A 15,241-nucleotide genomic window follows, 5' to 3' on the forward strand; every position below is an offset into this window, starting at 1 on the left:
ACAGATAATTGGTAGGACCTTTTGTCCTGCTTAACCTTTCGCGCTATTTTACACTGCTTTACACAGAAACCTCAGCGGCTTCACCCACTCCTTGCGTATCAGCCAGCGGGATCAACCACGATCTTTCGCACAAAAAGATAAAATGACATAGGTTGTTGTTTTTACATGCAATTAACACCATGTGAACACAAAACAGACAGTTTTTATAACTCTCGGTTATTAAAACTTGTCATAAGGACAAAGAATAACAACCAAACATTATTAGCAGAATATTAATTTCATGGGTGATTAGATCTATACTTGTTTCGTGATGCAAATCACAGCTAAGAAAAAGAGAAAAAAACATAAGACGAGGAAATAGACATGAAACTTAAAACTACTATCGCAACCCTGAGTGTTCTTTCTGCCCTGTCATTTGGTGCATTTGCCGCAGAATCTATCAATGCCGATCAGGCAATGAATCTGCAACCGGCAGGCACCATCAGTGTCAGCGGCGCTGCCGGTACGCCGATGGATATCCATCAGCAACTGAGCGAAAAAGCAGACCAGCAAGGTGCTAAAGCTTACCGCGTCATCGAAGCGCGTAATGACAACACCTACCACGCTACCGCTGAGCTTTATAAATAAGTTTGCTGAAACAAGACGCAGTGTGAACAGCAACCCATTTGAGTCGCGATTGCGCTCAGGTTGCTAACCCAAATTCAGGAGAGTGAATCATGAAAACTAAATTATCTATCGCCGTTCTGAGCCTGGCTTCCATTCTTTCTTTTGGCGCCAGCGCTGCCAACCTGATCACTAACGAACAGGCTGACTCCATGAACCTGCAACCTATGAACCAGACTATCAGCGTCAGTGGCCGTGATGGCGACCAGAACAACATCCGTGATGAGCTGTCTGCTAAAGCCGACGCTCAGGGTGCCAGCCATTACCGCATCATTGAAAACAATCAGAATGACACCATCCACGTCACAGCTGAATTGTACAAATAATCGATAACTGACTATCCGGCGCCGACACGGCGCCTGGATAAGAATCGACGACCCGCTCCCATACTTTTCACCGCAGGTTGTTGATTGTAAAAAGGAGAATAATTATGAAAATCAAAACAACCATTGCAACCGCTAGCCTGCTCTCTCTGCTTGCCTTTGGTGCCTCTGCGGCACAGCTGGTAACTGAGCAACAGGCCCAGAATATGCAGCCTGCGGGGACAGTCACCATCAGTGGTACTGCCGGTGCGCCTATGGATTATCGTGCTCAGCTGTCGCAAAAAGCCGATGAACAGGGTGCCAGCGCTTATAAAGTGATTGAAGCCCGTACCGGCGACAACTATCACATCACTGCTGAACTGTATAAGTAATTCCTCGTCAACTGCTTGACGAACCCTTTGGCCCCGCTCGCCGGGGCCCTTTTTGCCGTTACTTAACATTAAAGCGGAGCTGACCTTCCAGCTCCTCTTCTGCTTCATCAAATAACAGAATCAACGCGCCATAACGGCGCTTCTGTCCTTTCCCTAAGTGAATAAACTCAATCTCCAGCGGCAACGGCAGTTGATCGCTAATCACCGCTTCCCAGAGATCGTCCAGATCGTTAATCGCCAGATCCGCCAGCGCAAATCGATCGCTGAACTGGCGGAAAAAGTGTGCCTGATCGACGATTTCATCGAAATCAAAACGTTCGATCCTCATCATGACGATCCTCTTTGTGGCGATGGCTAAGCGAGTCCGCCGAGATGCAGCGTTTTCACCTCCAGATACTCCTCCATGCCGAGCACTGACCCTTCGCGTCCCAGGCCCGAAGCTTTAACACCGCCAAAGGGTGCCAGCTCGGTGGAAACCGCACACTCATTAATGCCGATCATCCCGACTTCCAGCGCCGCCGAGACGCGGAATACCCGTTGCAGATTCTGGGTATAAAAATAGGCCGCCAGGCCATATTCGGTATGGTTGGCACGCTGAATCACCTCGGCTTCATCATCAAAGCGGAAGCAGGCCGCAACCGGACCGAAGGTCTCTTCCTGCGCCAGCGTCATCTCTTCGCTGGCATCGGCGATAACCGTGGGTTGCCAGAAGTTGCCGCCCAGCGCATGGCGCTCGCCGCCAATCAGCAGCTTGCCGCCTTTGCTCAGTGCATCCCGGACATGCTCCTGCACTTTCTCCAGCGCCGAAGGTTCGATCAGCGGCCCGACAATCACCCCCTCTTCGGTGCCGTTACCCACTTTAAGTTTGCCGACCGCCTCCGCCAGCTGCTGCACAAACTGGTCGTAAATCGCGTTGTGGATATAGAAACGGTTCACGCTGACACAGACCTGCCCGGCGTTACGGAATTTGTTCGCAATCGCCCCCTGAACCGCCGCATCGATATCCGCATCCTCGAACACGATATAGGGCGCGTTGCCGCCCAGCTCCATCGATACCTTCTTCATGGTAGCGGCAGCATTGCGCATCAGGGTTTTCCCCACCGCGGTGGAACCGGTAAAGGAGATTTTACGCACCGCGTGGCTCGCCATAATCGCGTCGCTGATGGCGTGAGTATCGCCCGCCACCGCATTCAGCACGCCATCCGGCACACCGGCTTTTTGCGCCAGCGCCAGCAAGGCGAAGGCGCACAGCGGCGTATTATTGGCGGGTTTGATAATGCCGGTGCAGCCTGCCGCCAGCGCCGGTCCCAGCTTGCGGGTCAGCATCGCCATCGGGAAGTTCCACGGCGTGATGGCCGCCACCACGCCTATCGGCTCGCGCGTCGCCAGGATGCGGGAACCCGCTTTGGCGGGCGGAATGATTTCGCCATTGGCGCGTTTCGCCTGCTCGGCAAACCACTGAATAAAGCTGGCGGCATACTCCACTTCGCCTTCCGCTTCTTTCACCGGTTTACCCTGCTCGGCGGTCATCAGCTGGCCCAGCCAGCATTTGTTTTCGATGATCAGCTGATACCAGCGCGTCAGGATTTCGGCCCGCGCTTTCGCGGTCTGAGCGCGCCAGGCAGGAAACGCCCGCGCCGCCGCCGCAATCGCCTGCTCAGTTTCCTGTTTCCCGGCTTTGGCCACCTGGGCCAGCACCTCGCCGGTGGCCGGATTGGTGACATCAAAGGTGGTTGCCGCGCGGTGCCACTGACCATCAGCCAGATAGCCTGTTTTGAAGAGTTCGTGTTGTTGCAGAGAAGAGGACATCATTTTTCTCCTGTCAGTTTGCATCCTGTCAGGAAAGTATAGATGGCATTAACCGGGGTTTTTGTGACAGCAGGGCCGCCGCAGACTGCGGCGGCCGCTTTTAGATTTGAATCAGCGTGTTCTGGTACTTACTCAGCATGGTGGCAAGCCGTTTCACCGGCTCGGTCACGCTGACTGGCGCGGCGTAATGTTGCAGTTTTTCCTGGTACACATCCAGCTCCTGCAACAGGCGCTCGAAGTAGACGCGCCGTTTATCATCACTGCGGGTCGAGATCACCTGATCGGCGGTGGAGCGCAGCTGGCGGTGATAAGCCGACAGCTCTGCATTCACCGGCACTTCCGCATTGCGTAAGCGCTGATGGCCGATAATCAACGTCAGTGCGATACGGTATTTATCGATATCGCCAGGAAACAGGTTAAGCAGCAGAAACAGTTGCTGATACAGCGCAGGCAGATGGTTCTCGCGACGGCGCGCCTGGTTGGTGGTCATCGCCGCCACTGCCGCGTACATAAAGCGATTCAGCAGCTTACGTCCGGTACGTTCCTTCGATTTATCGCGAATCAGCAGAATCACCATCATCGCCACAAAGCAGCCAATCACCTGGCCGAGCACGTTATCAAGGAACACCTTGAACTCGAACTGCATCGGGTTATCCAGCACCAGCACGTTGATGGTGCCGATCAGCGCTCCCAGCGTCCCTAACTGGCGGCGCTGCACAAAGATGCCGCCAATAAAGCCGAGCAGGCCGATGGCGATACACAGCAGCAACATGCTTTGCTGGGTCGAGGGCAGAATATAGATAAAGTAAAGCGCCCCCAATGGCACCGCAACCGCCATACCGTAGAGGAAATCTTTGGCCATCATCAGCGGATTCGGCGTACGCATCGCCAGCGCGGTGATCACCGCCAGCATAACCATACAGCCGCTGCCGGAAGTCCAGCCGGTATACAGCCAGAACAGCGAGCCGATTGCGGTGGCGGCAAAGGTACGTACACCGTTAATGAACGCATGATGGGTTTCGGCCGAGCGCGCCTGAATGATCACTTCACGTTGCAGGATGCCCTCTTCCAGCGTGGTGATGCGGCTGTTGCTGCGCACGCCATTAATCAGCAGCAGATATTCCGTGGCGGCCCCGACCCAGCTGGCCAGCGTTAACGGCGTGGTTTTGCTGCTGACGCCAATCACCCGACGCATAATCTTCATGCGTTTGTGTACGTCATCAACGTTGTTGACCTCTTTCTCGATCAACAGGCGATATTGCGGCGCGATGTAATCCGGACGAGCATTCTGGATCAGGAAGGTTTCCGCCGCCTGGGTAATCATCGTCAGCGACAGGGTGTTCAGCATCTGCATACGACGGCTGGTGTTCTGCCAGCGCGACGACTCCATCATCAACTGACTGCGCATGGTGTTCAGCGCCGTGGTACGACGTACCAGCGCGCTCCAGGCTTTATCGACTTCGTCTTTATCCGCATAGGCCACACAGAGTTGCAGCAGCTTGTATTGCGCCACCAGCAGCGAGTCCACTTCCTGGTCGATCACTTTTTTAATCGAGCGTGGCGAGAAGATCATATCCGCCAGAATGGCGCACAGAATACCGAGCACGATTTCGCTGCAACGCTCCACCGCAAACTGCGGGGCCAGCGTCAGCCCACCGCTGGCATCCGCAGTGACCACGATAATCAGCGCGGTATAACCGGCCAGACCGAGGGCATAGGAGTTTTCAACTTTGATCAGCGAGGAGAGCCAGACGCACATCCCGGCCCACAGGCAGCACAGCAGCAGCATCACCACCGGTGCGCGCACCGTGGTGATCATGATGGTCAGCGCGGCGATACAGCCGATAAAGGTGCCGATGATACGCAGGATGCCGCGGTAACGCAGCGCACCGGAGTAGGGATCGCCCCCGGCAGCGAAGGCGGTGCCACCCGCCACAATCCCGGCGGTCATCACCGCCCAGCGCGGCGTTTCCAGATTGAAGTGAAAGCCGATCATTAACGCTGCCACCAGCGCAAATGCCAGCTTCACCGGGAAACGCAGAAACTCAATCATATCGCCCTCTTAACCAAACTCACGCAGGCGATTGAACAGTTTGCTCATGGGCGAGACTTGCGTCTGACGATCTTTATCGCCGGTAATCACGACCGTGGCGGTAGTCCCTGCCGGGAAGCGGTTGCCAGGCTGCTCGTCGAGGTGAATACGCACCGGCACACGCTGCGCCAGACGCACCCATTCCAGATTGGAATCGATGGTGGCCATGCCTTTGCTATCCACGGTGCTGCTGCTGTTGGTCACACCCGCCGCAATGCTGTCGACGGTGCCGCGCAACACGGTATTGCTGCCCAGCGGCGTGATTTCCGCGCGGAAGCCCGGACGCACGCCATCCAGCTTGGTCTCTTCCAGATACGCCAGCACGTAGAATGAATGTTCCTGCACCAGCGCCACGGCAACCGAGCCACGGGTAATGAACTCACCCTGGTAGACGTTGAGGTTAGTGACCCAGCCATCAGACGGCGCCTTGATGGTGGTGCGATCAAGATCGATAGCCGCCAGGTCGCGCGTCGCGATGGCTTTCGCCAGCTGATGCTCGGTGGTGGTCAGATCGTTGTTCGCCTGGTCAATGGCTTCACGCGACATCGCACTGGTGCCGAGTTGGTTACGACGACCGGCTTCACGACGTTTCTCGCTTGCCACCGCCTGGTAATACTCGACATCGGCCTGCGCCTCATCCAGCGCTTTCTGGTAGCGCGGACGGTCAACGATAAACAGCGTGTCACCTTTCTTGACCAGCTGGTTATCATGAACCGGCACGTCAGTGATCAACCCGGTCACGTCCGGAGAGATCGCCACGACATCGGCGGAGAATTTAGCATCACGCGTCCACGGGGATTCGGTGTAGAACACCCAGGCGCGGAAGATGATCACGATAGCGACGACAACCAGCAGGAGAGTAATCGCGTAGCGCGCGATTTTTCTTATTAGCGCTTTCACTTAAAACCTCAGACGAATAAACGGGATACAAGGTAAAACACACAGCAATACAACGCTGTGTTAAAAAGTGCCGGGTGCCAGACCAGATCATACAATCCGCTGGGGGTCAGCACGCGTTTCACCAGCCAGAACAGCGCCAGCGAAACAATCAGTTCAATGAAGATGGGCGGGAAAGACAGCCCAAATACGACAAATACCGGAAGCACACTCATTTCGGTTCCTTAGTTCGACATTGCCAGGTTGCACCAATACCTGCCCGCGCGCCGCGAAGCACAACGGTTTGATGATAATGGGATGACGGGTAGACTGATGGCAACATTCAGGCCGTGTTGAGCTAATCATAGCGTATCATCTGGCAAACACAGGCGACTTCAGTGCCGTGTTCAGGTGCGGTGAAATGACCCAGCGTGTGTATAGTAACGCTCCTGACTATACGTTTTCTACATATTGTGAGCTAAATCACTTTTTAGCCAGAGTAAACAATGGAACGACTCAAAGGCATGTCCATCTTCGCCAAAGTGGTTGAATTAGGTTCATTTACCGCCGCGGCACGCCAGCTACACCTGAGCGTTTCGTCTATCAGCCAGATAGTCGCGAAACTGGAAGATGAGCTACAGGTTAAACTGCTGAATCGCAGCACCCGCAGTATTGGCCTGACCGAAGCGGGCAGGATCTACTATCAGGGTTGCCGCCGGATGCTGGCAGAAGCGACGCAGGTGCATGAGCAGCTGTATGCTTTCAACAACACGCCGATTGGTATTTTACGTATCGGCAGCTCGTCCACAATGGCGCAAAATGTCCTCGCCGACATGACCAGCGACATGCTACGCGAATATCCCGGACTCAGCGTCAATCTGGTTACCGGCATTCCGGCACCCGATTTAATCGCTAACGGGCTGGATCTGGTGATTCGCGTCGGCGCCCTACAGGATTCCAGCCTGTTTTCGCGGCGGCTGGGATCGATGCCGATGGTGGTATGCGCAGCGAAAAGCTACCTGGCGCAGCATGGTACACCGGAAAAGCCGAACGAGATCGATAATTTCTCGTGGCTGGAGTATAGCGTACGCCCGGATAACACCTTTGAGTTGATTGCGCCGGAAGGGCTGATAACGCGTCTGGCGCCGCAGGGACGCTTTGTCACCAATGATTCGCTGACGCTGATTCGCTGGCTGAAAGCCGGATGCGGTATCGCCTACGTGCCGCTGATGTGGGTGATTAACGAGATCAACGCTGGCGAGATCGACATTCTGTTTACGCAATATCAGTCAGAGCCGCGTCCGGTTTACGCGCTTTATACCGAGAAAGACAAAATGCCGTTGAAGGTTCAGGTGTGTATCGATTATCTGACCGAGTATTTCAGGCGGGTGGCGCGCCAGTATCAGCAGCACCGGAAAAGTTAAGGCGCATTCCTTAAAAACACCTAATCCCGCATATTGCACCCCGGCCCTCTCCCGTCTTGCGGGTGAGGGTCACAGGCCGCAGATAACCGGCTCGATAACCCGCGCCGTGACGAGAATGACAGGTTGATCAGGCGGTTCCGCCGACGGTGAGTTTATCGAGCTTCAGTGTCGGCTGGCCGACGCCAACTGGCACGCTCTGCCCTTCTTTACCACACACGCCGACACCTTTATCCAGCGCCAGATCGTTACCCACCATCGAAATCTGCTGCATCGCTTCGATACCGGAGCCAATCAGCGTGGCGCCTTTCACCGGTTTGGTCACTTTGCCGTTCTCAATCAGATAGGCTTCTGAGGTAGAGAACACAAACTTACCGGAGGTGATATCCACCTGGCCACCGCCAAAGTTTGGCGCATACAGACCGTACTCAACGCTTTCGATGATTTCCTGCGGCGTCGATTTACCTGCCAGCATGTAGGTGTTGGTCATACGCGGCATAGGCAGATGCGCGTAGGATTCACGACGGCCGTTGCCGGTTGGGTTGACGCCCATCAGACGCGCGTTGAGCTTGTCCTGCATGTAGCCTTTCAGCACGCCGTTTTCAATCAATACGTTGTACTGACCCGGCACGCCTTCATCGTCGACCGCCAGTGAACCGCGCAGCCCTTCAATGGTGCCGTCATCCACCACGGTACACAGCTCAGAGGCCACCAGCTGGCCCATTTTGCCGCTGAACACCGAGGTCGCGCGACGGTTGAAATCGCCTTCCAGGCCATGCCCTACCGCTTCATGCAGCAGCACGCCCGGCCAGCCTGCGCCCAGCACCACCGGCAGCGTACCTGCGGGTGCGGCGACCGCCGAGAGATTGACCAGTGCCATGCGCACCGCTTCGCGCGCCCAGGCATCCGCACGGACGTCGCCATTTTCGTCGGCGAGGAAAAATTCATAGCCGGTACGTGCGCCGCCGCCACTGGAGCCGCGTTCACGTTTACCCTGATCTTCCACCTGGACGCTGATCGACAGACGCACCAGCGGGCGCACGTCGCTCGCCAGGGTGCCATCGGTCGCCGCCACCAGCACCTGCTCGTAAACGCCGCTCAGGCTGGCATTCACTTCCTGCACTCGCGGATCGGCGGCGCGCGCTGCCTGGTCAACACGATGCAACAGGGCGATTTTGTCTTCACGCGTCAGGCTATCCAGCGGATTGACCGGCGCATACAGCGAACGATTCACCACCGCCGACAGGGTGTGCGCTTTGCCGTTGCCCTGCTCGCGTACGATGCTGCGCGCCGCTTCCGCCGACAGGCGCAGCGCGTTCAGGGTGATCTGGTCGGCGTAAGCGAAACCGGTCTTCTCACCGCTTACCGCACGGACGCCAACGCCCTGATCAATATGGTAAGAGCCATCTTTGATGATTTTGTCTTCCAGCACCCAGGATTCGTGGAAGCTGGACTGAAAGTAGAGATCGGCATAATCCAGACGACGTTCTGAAAGCTGCCCTAACAGGGAAAAAAGGTCCTGCTGATTAATGCTGTTCGCAGTTAGCAACTGCTCACTTACCAGATTCAGAGTCATCGTTTCTCACTCAATAATTGCTCGGATACTTCATAGCCTGCGGTAATTCCCCGACGGCGTCAAATTCACTTCTTGTCGTTTTCTCGCGGCTTGCGCAGCACTTCGTTGATTTCCGGCTTATCCAGTGGCCCGCTGATGTGATAACGCAGCAGCGAGATTTTGTTCCACAGCGGCGCCAGCACTTTACTGGCGGCAAACACCGCGGCACCGATCACCGGGTTAACGACAAACGCGGTTGCCACGCCGACGGAGGCAGAAATTTCTGGTGCGACCACCGCTTCCATATCGATCTGCCTTTGCACCAGATCGACCTTACCGGTCATCGCGATATCTGCTTCCAGGCCATCCACTAACAGATTGTCGGTATGCATCACCCCGTTTTCAATCCAGGCGGTGCCGTTAATCGAATCAAAAAAGAAGCCCTCGCCGAAGGTATCGCTGAAATCGAAACGCAGCTTACGCATCAACGCATCGAAGCTCATCAGGCGCAGCAGTTGTCCGGCGCGACCGGTGCTGACATCAGCGATTTGGCCTCTGCCGAAATGGCTTTTTAGCGTGCCGCTCAGCGTAGATACTGATGGCGTCCAGGGTGCCGAGCGCCAGTGCAGGTCGTAGTCGATTTTAAACGGCGCATCGCGCAACGGCGTGTTCATACCAAACCAGTTGGTGGCGTTGTTGATATTGTTGCCGCTCAGCGTCCCTTTCAGCGAAGAGCGCTGCTCACCCGGCTTATTGACCCATTCGCCGTTAACGATCAGTTTCGAGGTGCCGGTATCCAGCAAACCGTTAGTAAGCGCTAACGTATCTCCGCGAGGTTGCAGATCCGCCCGCATATGACCAAATTTCTGCCCGCGCAGCCAGCACTCCTGACAACTCAGTTGCAGCGACGGCCAGCCGGAGAAATTGATGTTGCTGGTGTTGCCGCCAAAGGGTGACGCCGCGTCATCTTCTTTCCCCGTCCATTGCGGATTGTAATAAAGATAGCTGAGGGCGAGCTGCCAGGGCGCGTTTTGCGCGGTTTTCAGGCTGCCGCGCGCTTCGCGGCTATCGAGCTGCACCTGCGTATTGCCCGTTGGCCCCTGGGTTACGGTGGCGTTGAGATCGTGCCATTGCTGGCCTCCCAGCGTCAGCGCCGGCGTATGCAGCGTGACATCGCCCGGCAGCAGCGCGCCCCCGACGTTGGTTTCGCCCTGTGCATTGCGCGTATTGCCTGCTCCCGCCAGCATCCCTACCCAGGCTTCACCATCGATTTCCGGCAGGTTCAGCACCATGCCGCGCGTATCCGGCAGCTTCGGCGTGCTTTTCGCATCATTCAGCCAGATGCCACGATCCACTCGCAGCTGCGGCTCCAGCAGCCAGCGACTGTTAAAGCGATGGTGTTCCAGCACGCTGCCGCTGAGGTCGAATCCACGCAGGTCGCCGCTGGCAGCAATCGTAACCGGCAGCGCCGCCCCCGCCTTCTTATCGAGCGGAGCCGGTAAGCGACTGCTTACTTCTTTGCCGTCGCCCTTCAGTTCAACCTTGTAGCTAGCGCCACCTTTGTGCGGCAGGGTGATATCGACATTCCCCTGCCACGGCAGATTGCCATTCAGCTTGCTGGTAACGGCAGACGGCAGCATCTTCAGTTTCGCCAGTTGCCAGTCGCCCAGCAGTTTAACGTTAACGCCGAAGTCGTTCGGATTCTCCTGAGTGCTGAAGCTGACGCCCACCGGCTGGCCGAACCAGTTTGCCTGCATCTCCTCACTTTCCAGGTTGCCGTTGTTATAACGGAAGCGCCCGGTGAGGTTATTCAGCGTGGTATTCAGCGGTTTTATATGCAGGCTGTTGTTGTTCATCATCACGTTGCCGCTGGCATGGACCAGCTCGCCATTCAGTGGAATATCGAGGTTAAGCGTGCCGCGCGTGGTGCCACCAATCTGCAACTGTTGCAGAGCCGCCCCCAGCGTCGGTTTAAGCGGCGTTTGCTCGAAGTAGTCGGCAATCTGTTTGCCTTCGCCGCTCAGGTCGCCATCAATAATCAGCTTCTCTTTCAGGTAATCCGGGATCACCGCGCTGATGTTGCGCCCATCCACCTCACCCAGTTTTGCCTCGTTAGCCTTCATCCACAGGCCGTCGTTAACGAAATCGAGGTCAATATCGAGGTTGTTGATCGCGGGCCAGCCGGGCTGGAATTCATAGGTGGCATGGCGCAGCGGCACCCATACCTCAAACATGCCGTCGTTGTGACGGAACGGGAACAGCGTGGGATCACCGGCAAACAGCAGCGTGGCGTTGTCTACCTGGCCGCCTTTGATGGCGTTGCTGAGATAGTGCGTCAGGCCGTGCCCCATCAGCGGTTCCGGGAAGTAGCGCCAGGCGTCGCCAGCATCGGTGACACGAATACCCGCGAGGATATCAAGGCGCGGCGCTTTGCCCAGGTTTTGCTGAAAAAGGAAATCGCCACGCGCCCACAGCGAACGCGCCTTAACATCCAGCTGATGGCCATCCAGCGTCAGGCCACTGTCATCGTGTTGCCAGTTAAGCCGGCCGGTGATCTGCTCAATTTGCAGCGGCGCCTGGAACATATCGCCGTACGGCACCTCGGCCTGCCCCATCGCCACATCCAGCCGACCATTGCTCAGACTGCCACTGGCATTGCCGCTCAGTTTGCTGATGCCCGGCAACAGTTTCCACTGCTGCCAGCTTAAATCATGCCATTTTGCCTGTAGCCGGGTTTGTTCCGGTTGTTCAAGCGGGATATCCAGCGCCAGCGCATCGATCTGGCCCTGCGGTTGCAGCGCGCGCCAGTTGTCAAACAGCGCCGGAGAGAGTGGTGCGAATAGCGGCACCAGCGGCGCAACCCGTTGCAGATCCAACTGCGTGGCACGGACACGGACTTCCGGCGCGGTATTGGCGCCGAGCAGCTGTTTGTCTTCCGGTTTCCACAGCAGCGAGAAATGGCCGGGCGCCCAGGCCACGCCATCGGTGCTGAGGCGGGTCTGCGGCACGGAAACCATCCAGCCATTCTGGAAACGGGACAGATGGGCGGTTAAACCATCCACCTGCAATTGATGATCGCCGCGCTCACCACGCCAGCGCGCCCCGCCCTGACGGAGCAGAAGATCGCCCGCGTAAATATCGCCATCACGCAGGTTGACCCACGCGGCGAGGCTGAAACGGGCGCTTTCCAGGCTGGTGTTATCCCGCATCCAGCGCCCGATCCACGGCCGCACATCGACATCATCGGCCTGCATCCAGATACGTCCGGCATCCAGCAGGCCATTGTTGTCGCTGAGGTCGAGCCGGACCTGCACCACGCCATGCTGGCCGGTGAAGCTGGAGAGGCTGACTTCACCTTCCGCGCGGTGACGCGTCTGTTCGTTGAGCCAGGTCAGGCGTGGGATCGCCAGTTCGGCGTGCTGTCCTGAAGGGGTGAGGAAACGGATGCTGCTGTCGCGCAGGTCGAAGTGGTCAAACTGACGCAGGAAAAGTTCGTTGATTTGCGTAGGTCGGAAGCTATTGCGCTGTTCATCGCTGGTCAGCAGCGGCCGGTTAAGCTCGACGCGCATCTGCCAGAAGGTGAGATCGCGAAACTGCCAGCGCCAGTGCAGCAGCGACTGCCAGATATTCAGCGCCAGGTTGACGCGTCCGATAGTCAGCTGCCCTTCGTCTTTCAGGGCAACATGCAGGTCGCGTACCTGCAAGGTCGGGCCGAAGTTTTCCCATCGGCCTTGCAGTTCGCTGGCCTGTACCGGCAAACCACTGGCGCGGGAAATCGCCTGTAAAATGTCGCTGCGGTAGCTATTGAGATGCGGCATAACGAGGCGCAACCCGCTGACCAGCAGCGCCACAATAACGATGATTGTGGCGAGCAGCAGTAACAAAATCCTCGGCAACCGCCTCACACACCTCTCCTTGTCTTCCGCCGGATTACGGATCGATACCTCTCATGCCCTGACCGTTATCAGTGCGGAACAATCGGGACGAAAGCGCATATTACCCCAAAAAGGGGGTTATTTTTAGCCCGACTCCATGACAAAACGTCGTGCAAGGCCAGCATTAACAAGAAAACTACATCATCACCACGTCAAACTGCTCCTGAGTGTAGAGCGGTTCAACATGGACTTTCACCTGTTTGCCGACGAAGATCTCCACTTCGGCCAGCGCATGGGATTCATCACTCTTCAGCGCTTCCCCCACTGCCGGTGAAACGTACACCAGGAAACGGTCAGAATCGTAAGCATGATGCACGCGCACAATTTCACGCATGATCTCGTAGCAGACGGTTTCCACGGTTTTCAGCGTGCCGCGCCCTTTGCACACCGGGCAATCGGCGCAGAGCACATGCTCAATGCTCTCACGCGTACGTTTACGCGTCATCTCCACCAGCCCGAGCGCGGAGAAACCGTTGATGCCGGTTTTCACCCGATCTTTGCTTAGCGCGCTTTCCAGCGAGTGCAGCACGCGACGGCGATGGTCATCATTACTCATATCGATGAAATCGATGATGATGATGCCGCCCAGATTGCGCAGCCGCAGCTGACGGGCAATCGCCTGAGTCGCTTCAATATTGGTGTTGAAAATGGTTTCGTCGAGGTTGCGATGGCCGACAAACGCCCCGGTATTGATATCGATGGTGGTCATCGCTTCGGTTTGATCGATGATCAGATAGCCACCGGATTTCAGCTCCACTTTGCGATCGAGCGAACGCTGGATCTCGTTTTCCACATCGTAGAGATCGAAAATCGGTTGTTTGCCGCTGTACGGCTCCAGCTTACTGGCCATTTCCGGGATATATTCGCCGGTGAACTCGATCAGCAGATCGCAGGTCAGGCGTGAATCCACGCGGATGCGGTCCAGCGCGGCCCCGGCGAAATCACGCAATACGCGCTGCGCCAGCGCCAGCTCGCCATATAACAGGCAACGCGTCTGGTTGCGCTTCTTACGCTCGCTGACTTTGGTCCACAGACGTTTGAGGAACGCGGCGTCCTGCGCCAGTTCCTCTTCGCCAATGCCCTCGGCGGCGGTACGAATGATAAAGCCGCCGAGATCGTCACAGTAAGCCGAGACCACGGCTTTCAGACGCTCACGTTCCGCTTCGCTTTCGATACGCTGCGAAACGCCGACGTGCGATGCGCCCGGCATAAAAACCAGATAGCGCGACGGCAGCGTGATATCGGTGGTCAGACGCGCGCCTTTGGTACCCAGCGGATCTTTCACCACCTGCACCATCAGGTCCTGCCCCTGGCGCACCAGTTCGGCGATATCACGTACGCTGAAGTTCTTCTGTTCATCACCCGCGACACATTCGGTGTGCGGCATGATGTCGGAAGCGTGCAGAAAGGCGGCCTTTTCCAGGCCAATGTCGACAAATGCTGCCTGCATTCCTGGCAGCACCCGGCTGACGCGTCCTTTATAGATGTTGCCCACAATGCCGCGACGCGCTTCGCGCTCAATGTGGATTTCCTGCAAAATGCCGCCATCAATATAGGCGACGCGCGTCTCAGAGGGTGTCACATTTACCAGCAATTCAGCCGTCATCTTGTCCCCTTAGCGCACGCAGCGACTGAAAATGGCTGAGCAACTCTCCGGTCTCAACCAGCGGTAATCCCACCACTGCGTGATAGCTTCCATTAATTTTGCGGACAAAGTTCCCGCCAATGCCCTGTATTCCGTAAGCGCCGGCTTTATCCATCGGTTCGCCACTGGCGATATAGTGCGCAATTTCGTCCGCCGTGATCTTGCGGAAAGTCACGTCTGTGACCACCAGGCAATCCAGCTGTCGCTGACCATCGGCCAGCGCCACCGCCGTCATCACCTGATGCGTCTGCCCGGAGAGCTTGCTCAGCATCTGGCTCGCATGGGCGGCGTCGCGCGGTTTCTCCAGCACTTCGCCACTCAGCACCACGATGGTGTCCGCCCCCAGCACCGGCAGATCCTGCGGCGCGACGGCAACACCGGCGCGGGCTTTATCGATAGCCAGACGACGCACGTAAACGTCCGCCGCTTCTTCGGGCTGACGTTGTTCTTCGACGTGGGTAATCAGACGTTCAAATTGCAGGCCAAGCTGCGTCAACAGCTCACGTCGACGCGGTGAACCGGATGCCAGGTACAGGGTTATCATAGTATTC

General features: G+C 56.7%; 13 protein-coding genes. 4 read left to right on the plus strand and 9 right to left on the minus strand.

Annotated elements, in window-relative coordinates:
* The first annotated feature begins 363 nt into the window (after nt 1–363).
* From yhcN (AC6I8V_RS17960) to yhcN (AC6I8V_RS17970), 3 genes are all read left to right on the plus strand, one after another.
* Nucleotides 364–627, plus strand: coding sequence for a peroxide/acid stress response protein YhcN (yhcN, locus tag AC6I8V_RS17960; RefSeq protein WP_497843564.1), 264 nt, complete (start codon nt 364–366; stop codon nt 625–627).
* Nucleotides 628–716: 89 nt separating this feature from the next.
* Entirely contained in the window at nt 717–989 is a 273-nt protein-coding gene (locus tag AC6I8V_RS17965; RefSeq protein WP_497843565.1) for a YdgH/BhsA/McbA-like domain containing protein, read from the plus strand.
* Between the two features lie 104 nt (nt 990–1,093).
* Nucleotides 1,094–1,357, plus strand: coding sequence for a peroxide/acid stress response protein YhcN (gene yhcN / locus AC6I8V_RS17970; protein ID WP_497843566.1), 264 nt, complete (start codon nt 1,094–1,096; stop codon nt 1,355–1,357).
* 58 nt (nt 1,358–1,415) lie between these two features.
* On the opposite strand, the gene AC6I8V_RS17975 is transcribed toward yhcN (AC6I8V_RS17970), so the two are convergent.
* The 5 genes from AC6I8V_RS17975 to aaeX all read right to left on the minus strand — a co-directional run bounded on the left by AC6I8V_RS17975 (nt 1,416) and on the right by aaeX (nt 6,370).
* The gene (locus tag AC6I8V_RS17975) at nt 1,416–1,685 is read right to left on the minus strand and encodes a barstar family protein (protein WP_497845876.1); all 270 of its coding nucleotides are present in this window, start codon (nt 1,683–1,685) and stop codon (nt 1,416–1,418) included.
* A 26-nt stretch (nt 1,686–1,711) separates the two neighbouring features.
* Nucleotides 1,712–3,166 (minus strand): NAD-dependent succinate-semialdehyde dehydrogenase, encoded by a 1,455-nt coding sequence (locus AC6I8V_RS17980; protein WP_497845877.1) that lies wholly within the window; start codon nt 3,164–3,166, stop codon nt 1,712–1,714.
* Between the two features lie 100 nt (nt 3,167–3,266).
* Entirely contained in the window at nt 3,267–5,219 is a 1,953-nt protein-coding gene (gene aaeB / locus AC6I8V_RS17985) for a p-hydroxybenzoic acid efflux pump subunit AaeB (protein WP_497843567.1), read from the minus strand.
* A gap of 9 nt (nt 5,220–5,228) precedes the next feature.
* Complete coding sequence (gene aaeA / locus AC6I8V_RS17990) at nt 5,229–6,158, minus strand: p-hydroxybenzoic acid efflux pump subunit AaeA (RefSeq protein ID WP_497843568.1); 930 nt, start codon at nt 6,156–6,158, stop codon at nt 5,229–5,231.
* A gap of 8 nt (nt 6,159–6,166) precedes the next feature.
* Complete coding sequence (aaeX, locus tag AC6I8V_RS17995) at nt 6,167–6,370, minus strand: p-hydroxybenzoic acid efflux pump operon protein AaeX (protein WP_013510717.1); 204 nt, start codon at nt 6,368–6,370, stop codon at nt 6,167–6,169.
* Nucleotides 6,371–6,640: 270 nt separating this feature from the next.
* On the opposite strand from aaeX, the gene aaeR reads away from it, so the two are divergent.
* Nucleotides 6,641–7,558, plus strand: a complete 918-nt coding sequence (aaeR, locus tag AC6I8V_RS18000; protein WP_497843569.1) for an HTH-type transcriptional activator AaeR — start codon at nt 6,641–6,643, stop codon at nt 7,556–7,558.
* A gap of 127 nt (nt 7,559–7,685) precedes the next feature.
* Here aaeR and tldD read toward each other — a convergent pair whose 3' ends face one another.
* The 4 genes from tldD to AC6I8V_RS18020 form a co-directional block, all read right to left on the minus strand.
* Complete coding sequence (gene tldD, locus AC6I8V_RS18005) at nt 7,686–9,131, minus strand: metalloprotease TldD (protein ID WP_497843570.1); 1,446 nt, start codon at nt 9,129–9,131, stop codon at nt 7,686–7,688.
* A 65-nt stretch (nt 9,132–9,196) separates the two neighbouring features.
* Complete coding sequence (gene yhdP / locus AC6I8V_RS18010) at nt 9,197–13,015, minus strand: AsmA2 domain-containing protein YhdP (RefSeq protein ID WP_497843571.1); 3,819 nt, start codon at nt 13,013–13,015, stop codon at nt 9,197–9,199.
* Nucleotides 13,016–13,181: 166 nt separating this feature from the next.
* A complete protein-coding gene (gene rng / locus AC6I8V_RS18015) occupies nt 13,182–14,651 on the minus strand; it encodes a ribonuclease G (RefSeq protein WP_497843572.1) in 1,470 nt (489 codons plus the stop codon).
* The gene (locus AC6I8V_RS18020; protein ID WP_497843573.1) at nt 14,641–15,234 is read right to left on the minus strand and encodes a Maf family protein; all 594 of its coding nucleotides are present in this window, start codon (nt 15,232–15,234) and stop codon (nt 14,641–14,643) included. Before AC6I8V_RS18020 ends, rng begins: the two co-directional genes overlap by 11 nt.
* Nucleotides 15,235–15,241 lie beyond the last annotated feature (7 nt).

The organism is Pantoea sp. X-Soil-TKNS-1207, from assembly GCF_059730485.1.

Bases quoted from the DNA above. Each gene is read 5' to 3' on its own strand.
- yhcN (WP_497843564.1), top strand. From the start codon at position 364: ATGAAACTTAAAACTACTATCGCAACCCTGAGTGTTCTTTCTGCCCTG.
- AC6I8V_RS17965 (WP_497843565.1), top strand. From the start codon at position 717: ATGAAAACTAAATTATCTATCGCCGTTCTGAGCCTGGCTTCCATTCTT.
- yhcN (WP_497843566.1), top strand. From the start codon at position 1,094: ATGAAAATCAAAACAACCATTGCAACCGCTAGCCTGCTCTCTCTGCTT.
- AC6I8V_RS17975 (WP_497845876.1), bottom strand. From the start codon at position 1,685: ATGAGGATCGAACGTTTTGATTTCGATGAAATCGTCGATCAGGCACAC.
- AC6I8V_RS17980 (WP_497845877.1), bottom strand. From the start codon at position 3,166: ATGTCCTCTTCTCTGCAACAACACGAACTCTTCAAAACAGGCTATCTG.
- aaeB (WP_497843567.1), bottom strand. From the start codon at position 5,219: ATGATTGAGTTTCTGCGTTTCCCGGTGAAGCTGGCATTTGCGCTGGTG.
- aaeX (WP_013510717.1), bottom strand. From the start codon at position 6,370: ATGAGTGTGCTTCCGGTATTTGTCGTATTTGGGCTGTCTTTCCCGCCC.
- aaeR (WP_497843569.1), top strand. From the start codon at position 6,641: ATGGAACGACTCAAAGGCATGTCCATCTTCGCCAAAGTGGTTGAATTA.
- tldD (WP_497843570.1), bottom strand. From the start codon at position 9,131: ATGACTCTGAATCTGGTAAGTGAGCAGTTGCTAACTGCGAACAGCATT.
- rng (WP_497843572.1), bottom strand. From the start codon at position 14,651: ATGACGGCTGAATTGCTGGTAAATGTGACACCCTCTGAGACGCGCGTC.
- AC6I8V_RS18020 (WP_497843573.1), bottom strand. From the start codon at position 15,234: ATGATAACCCTGTACCTGGCATCCGGTTCACCGCGTCGACGTGAGCTG.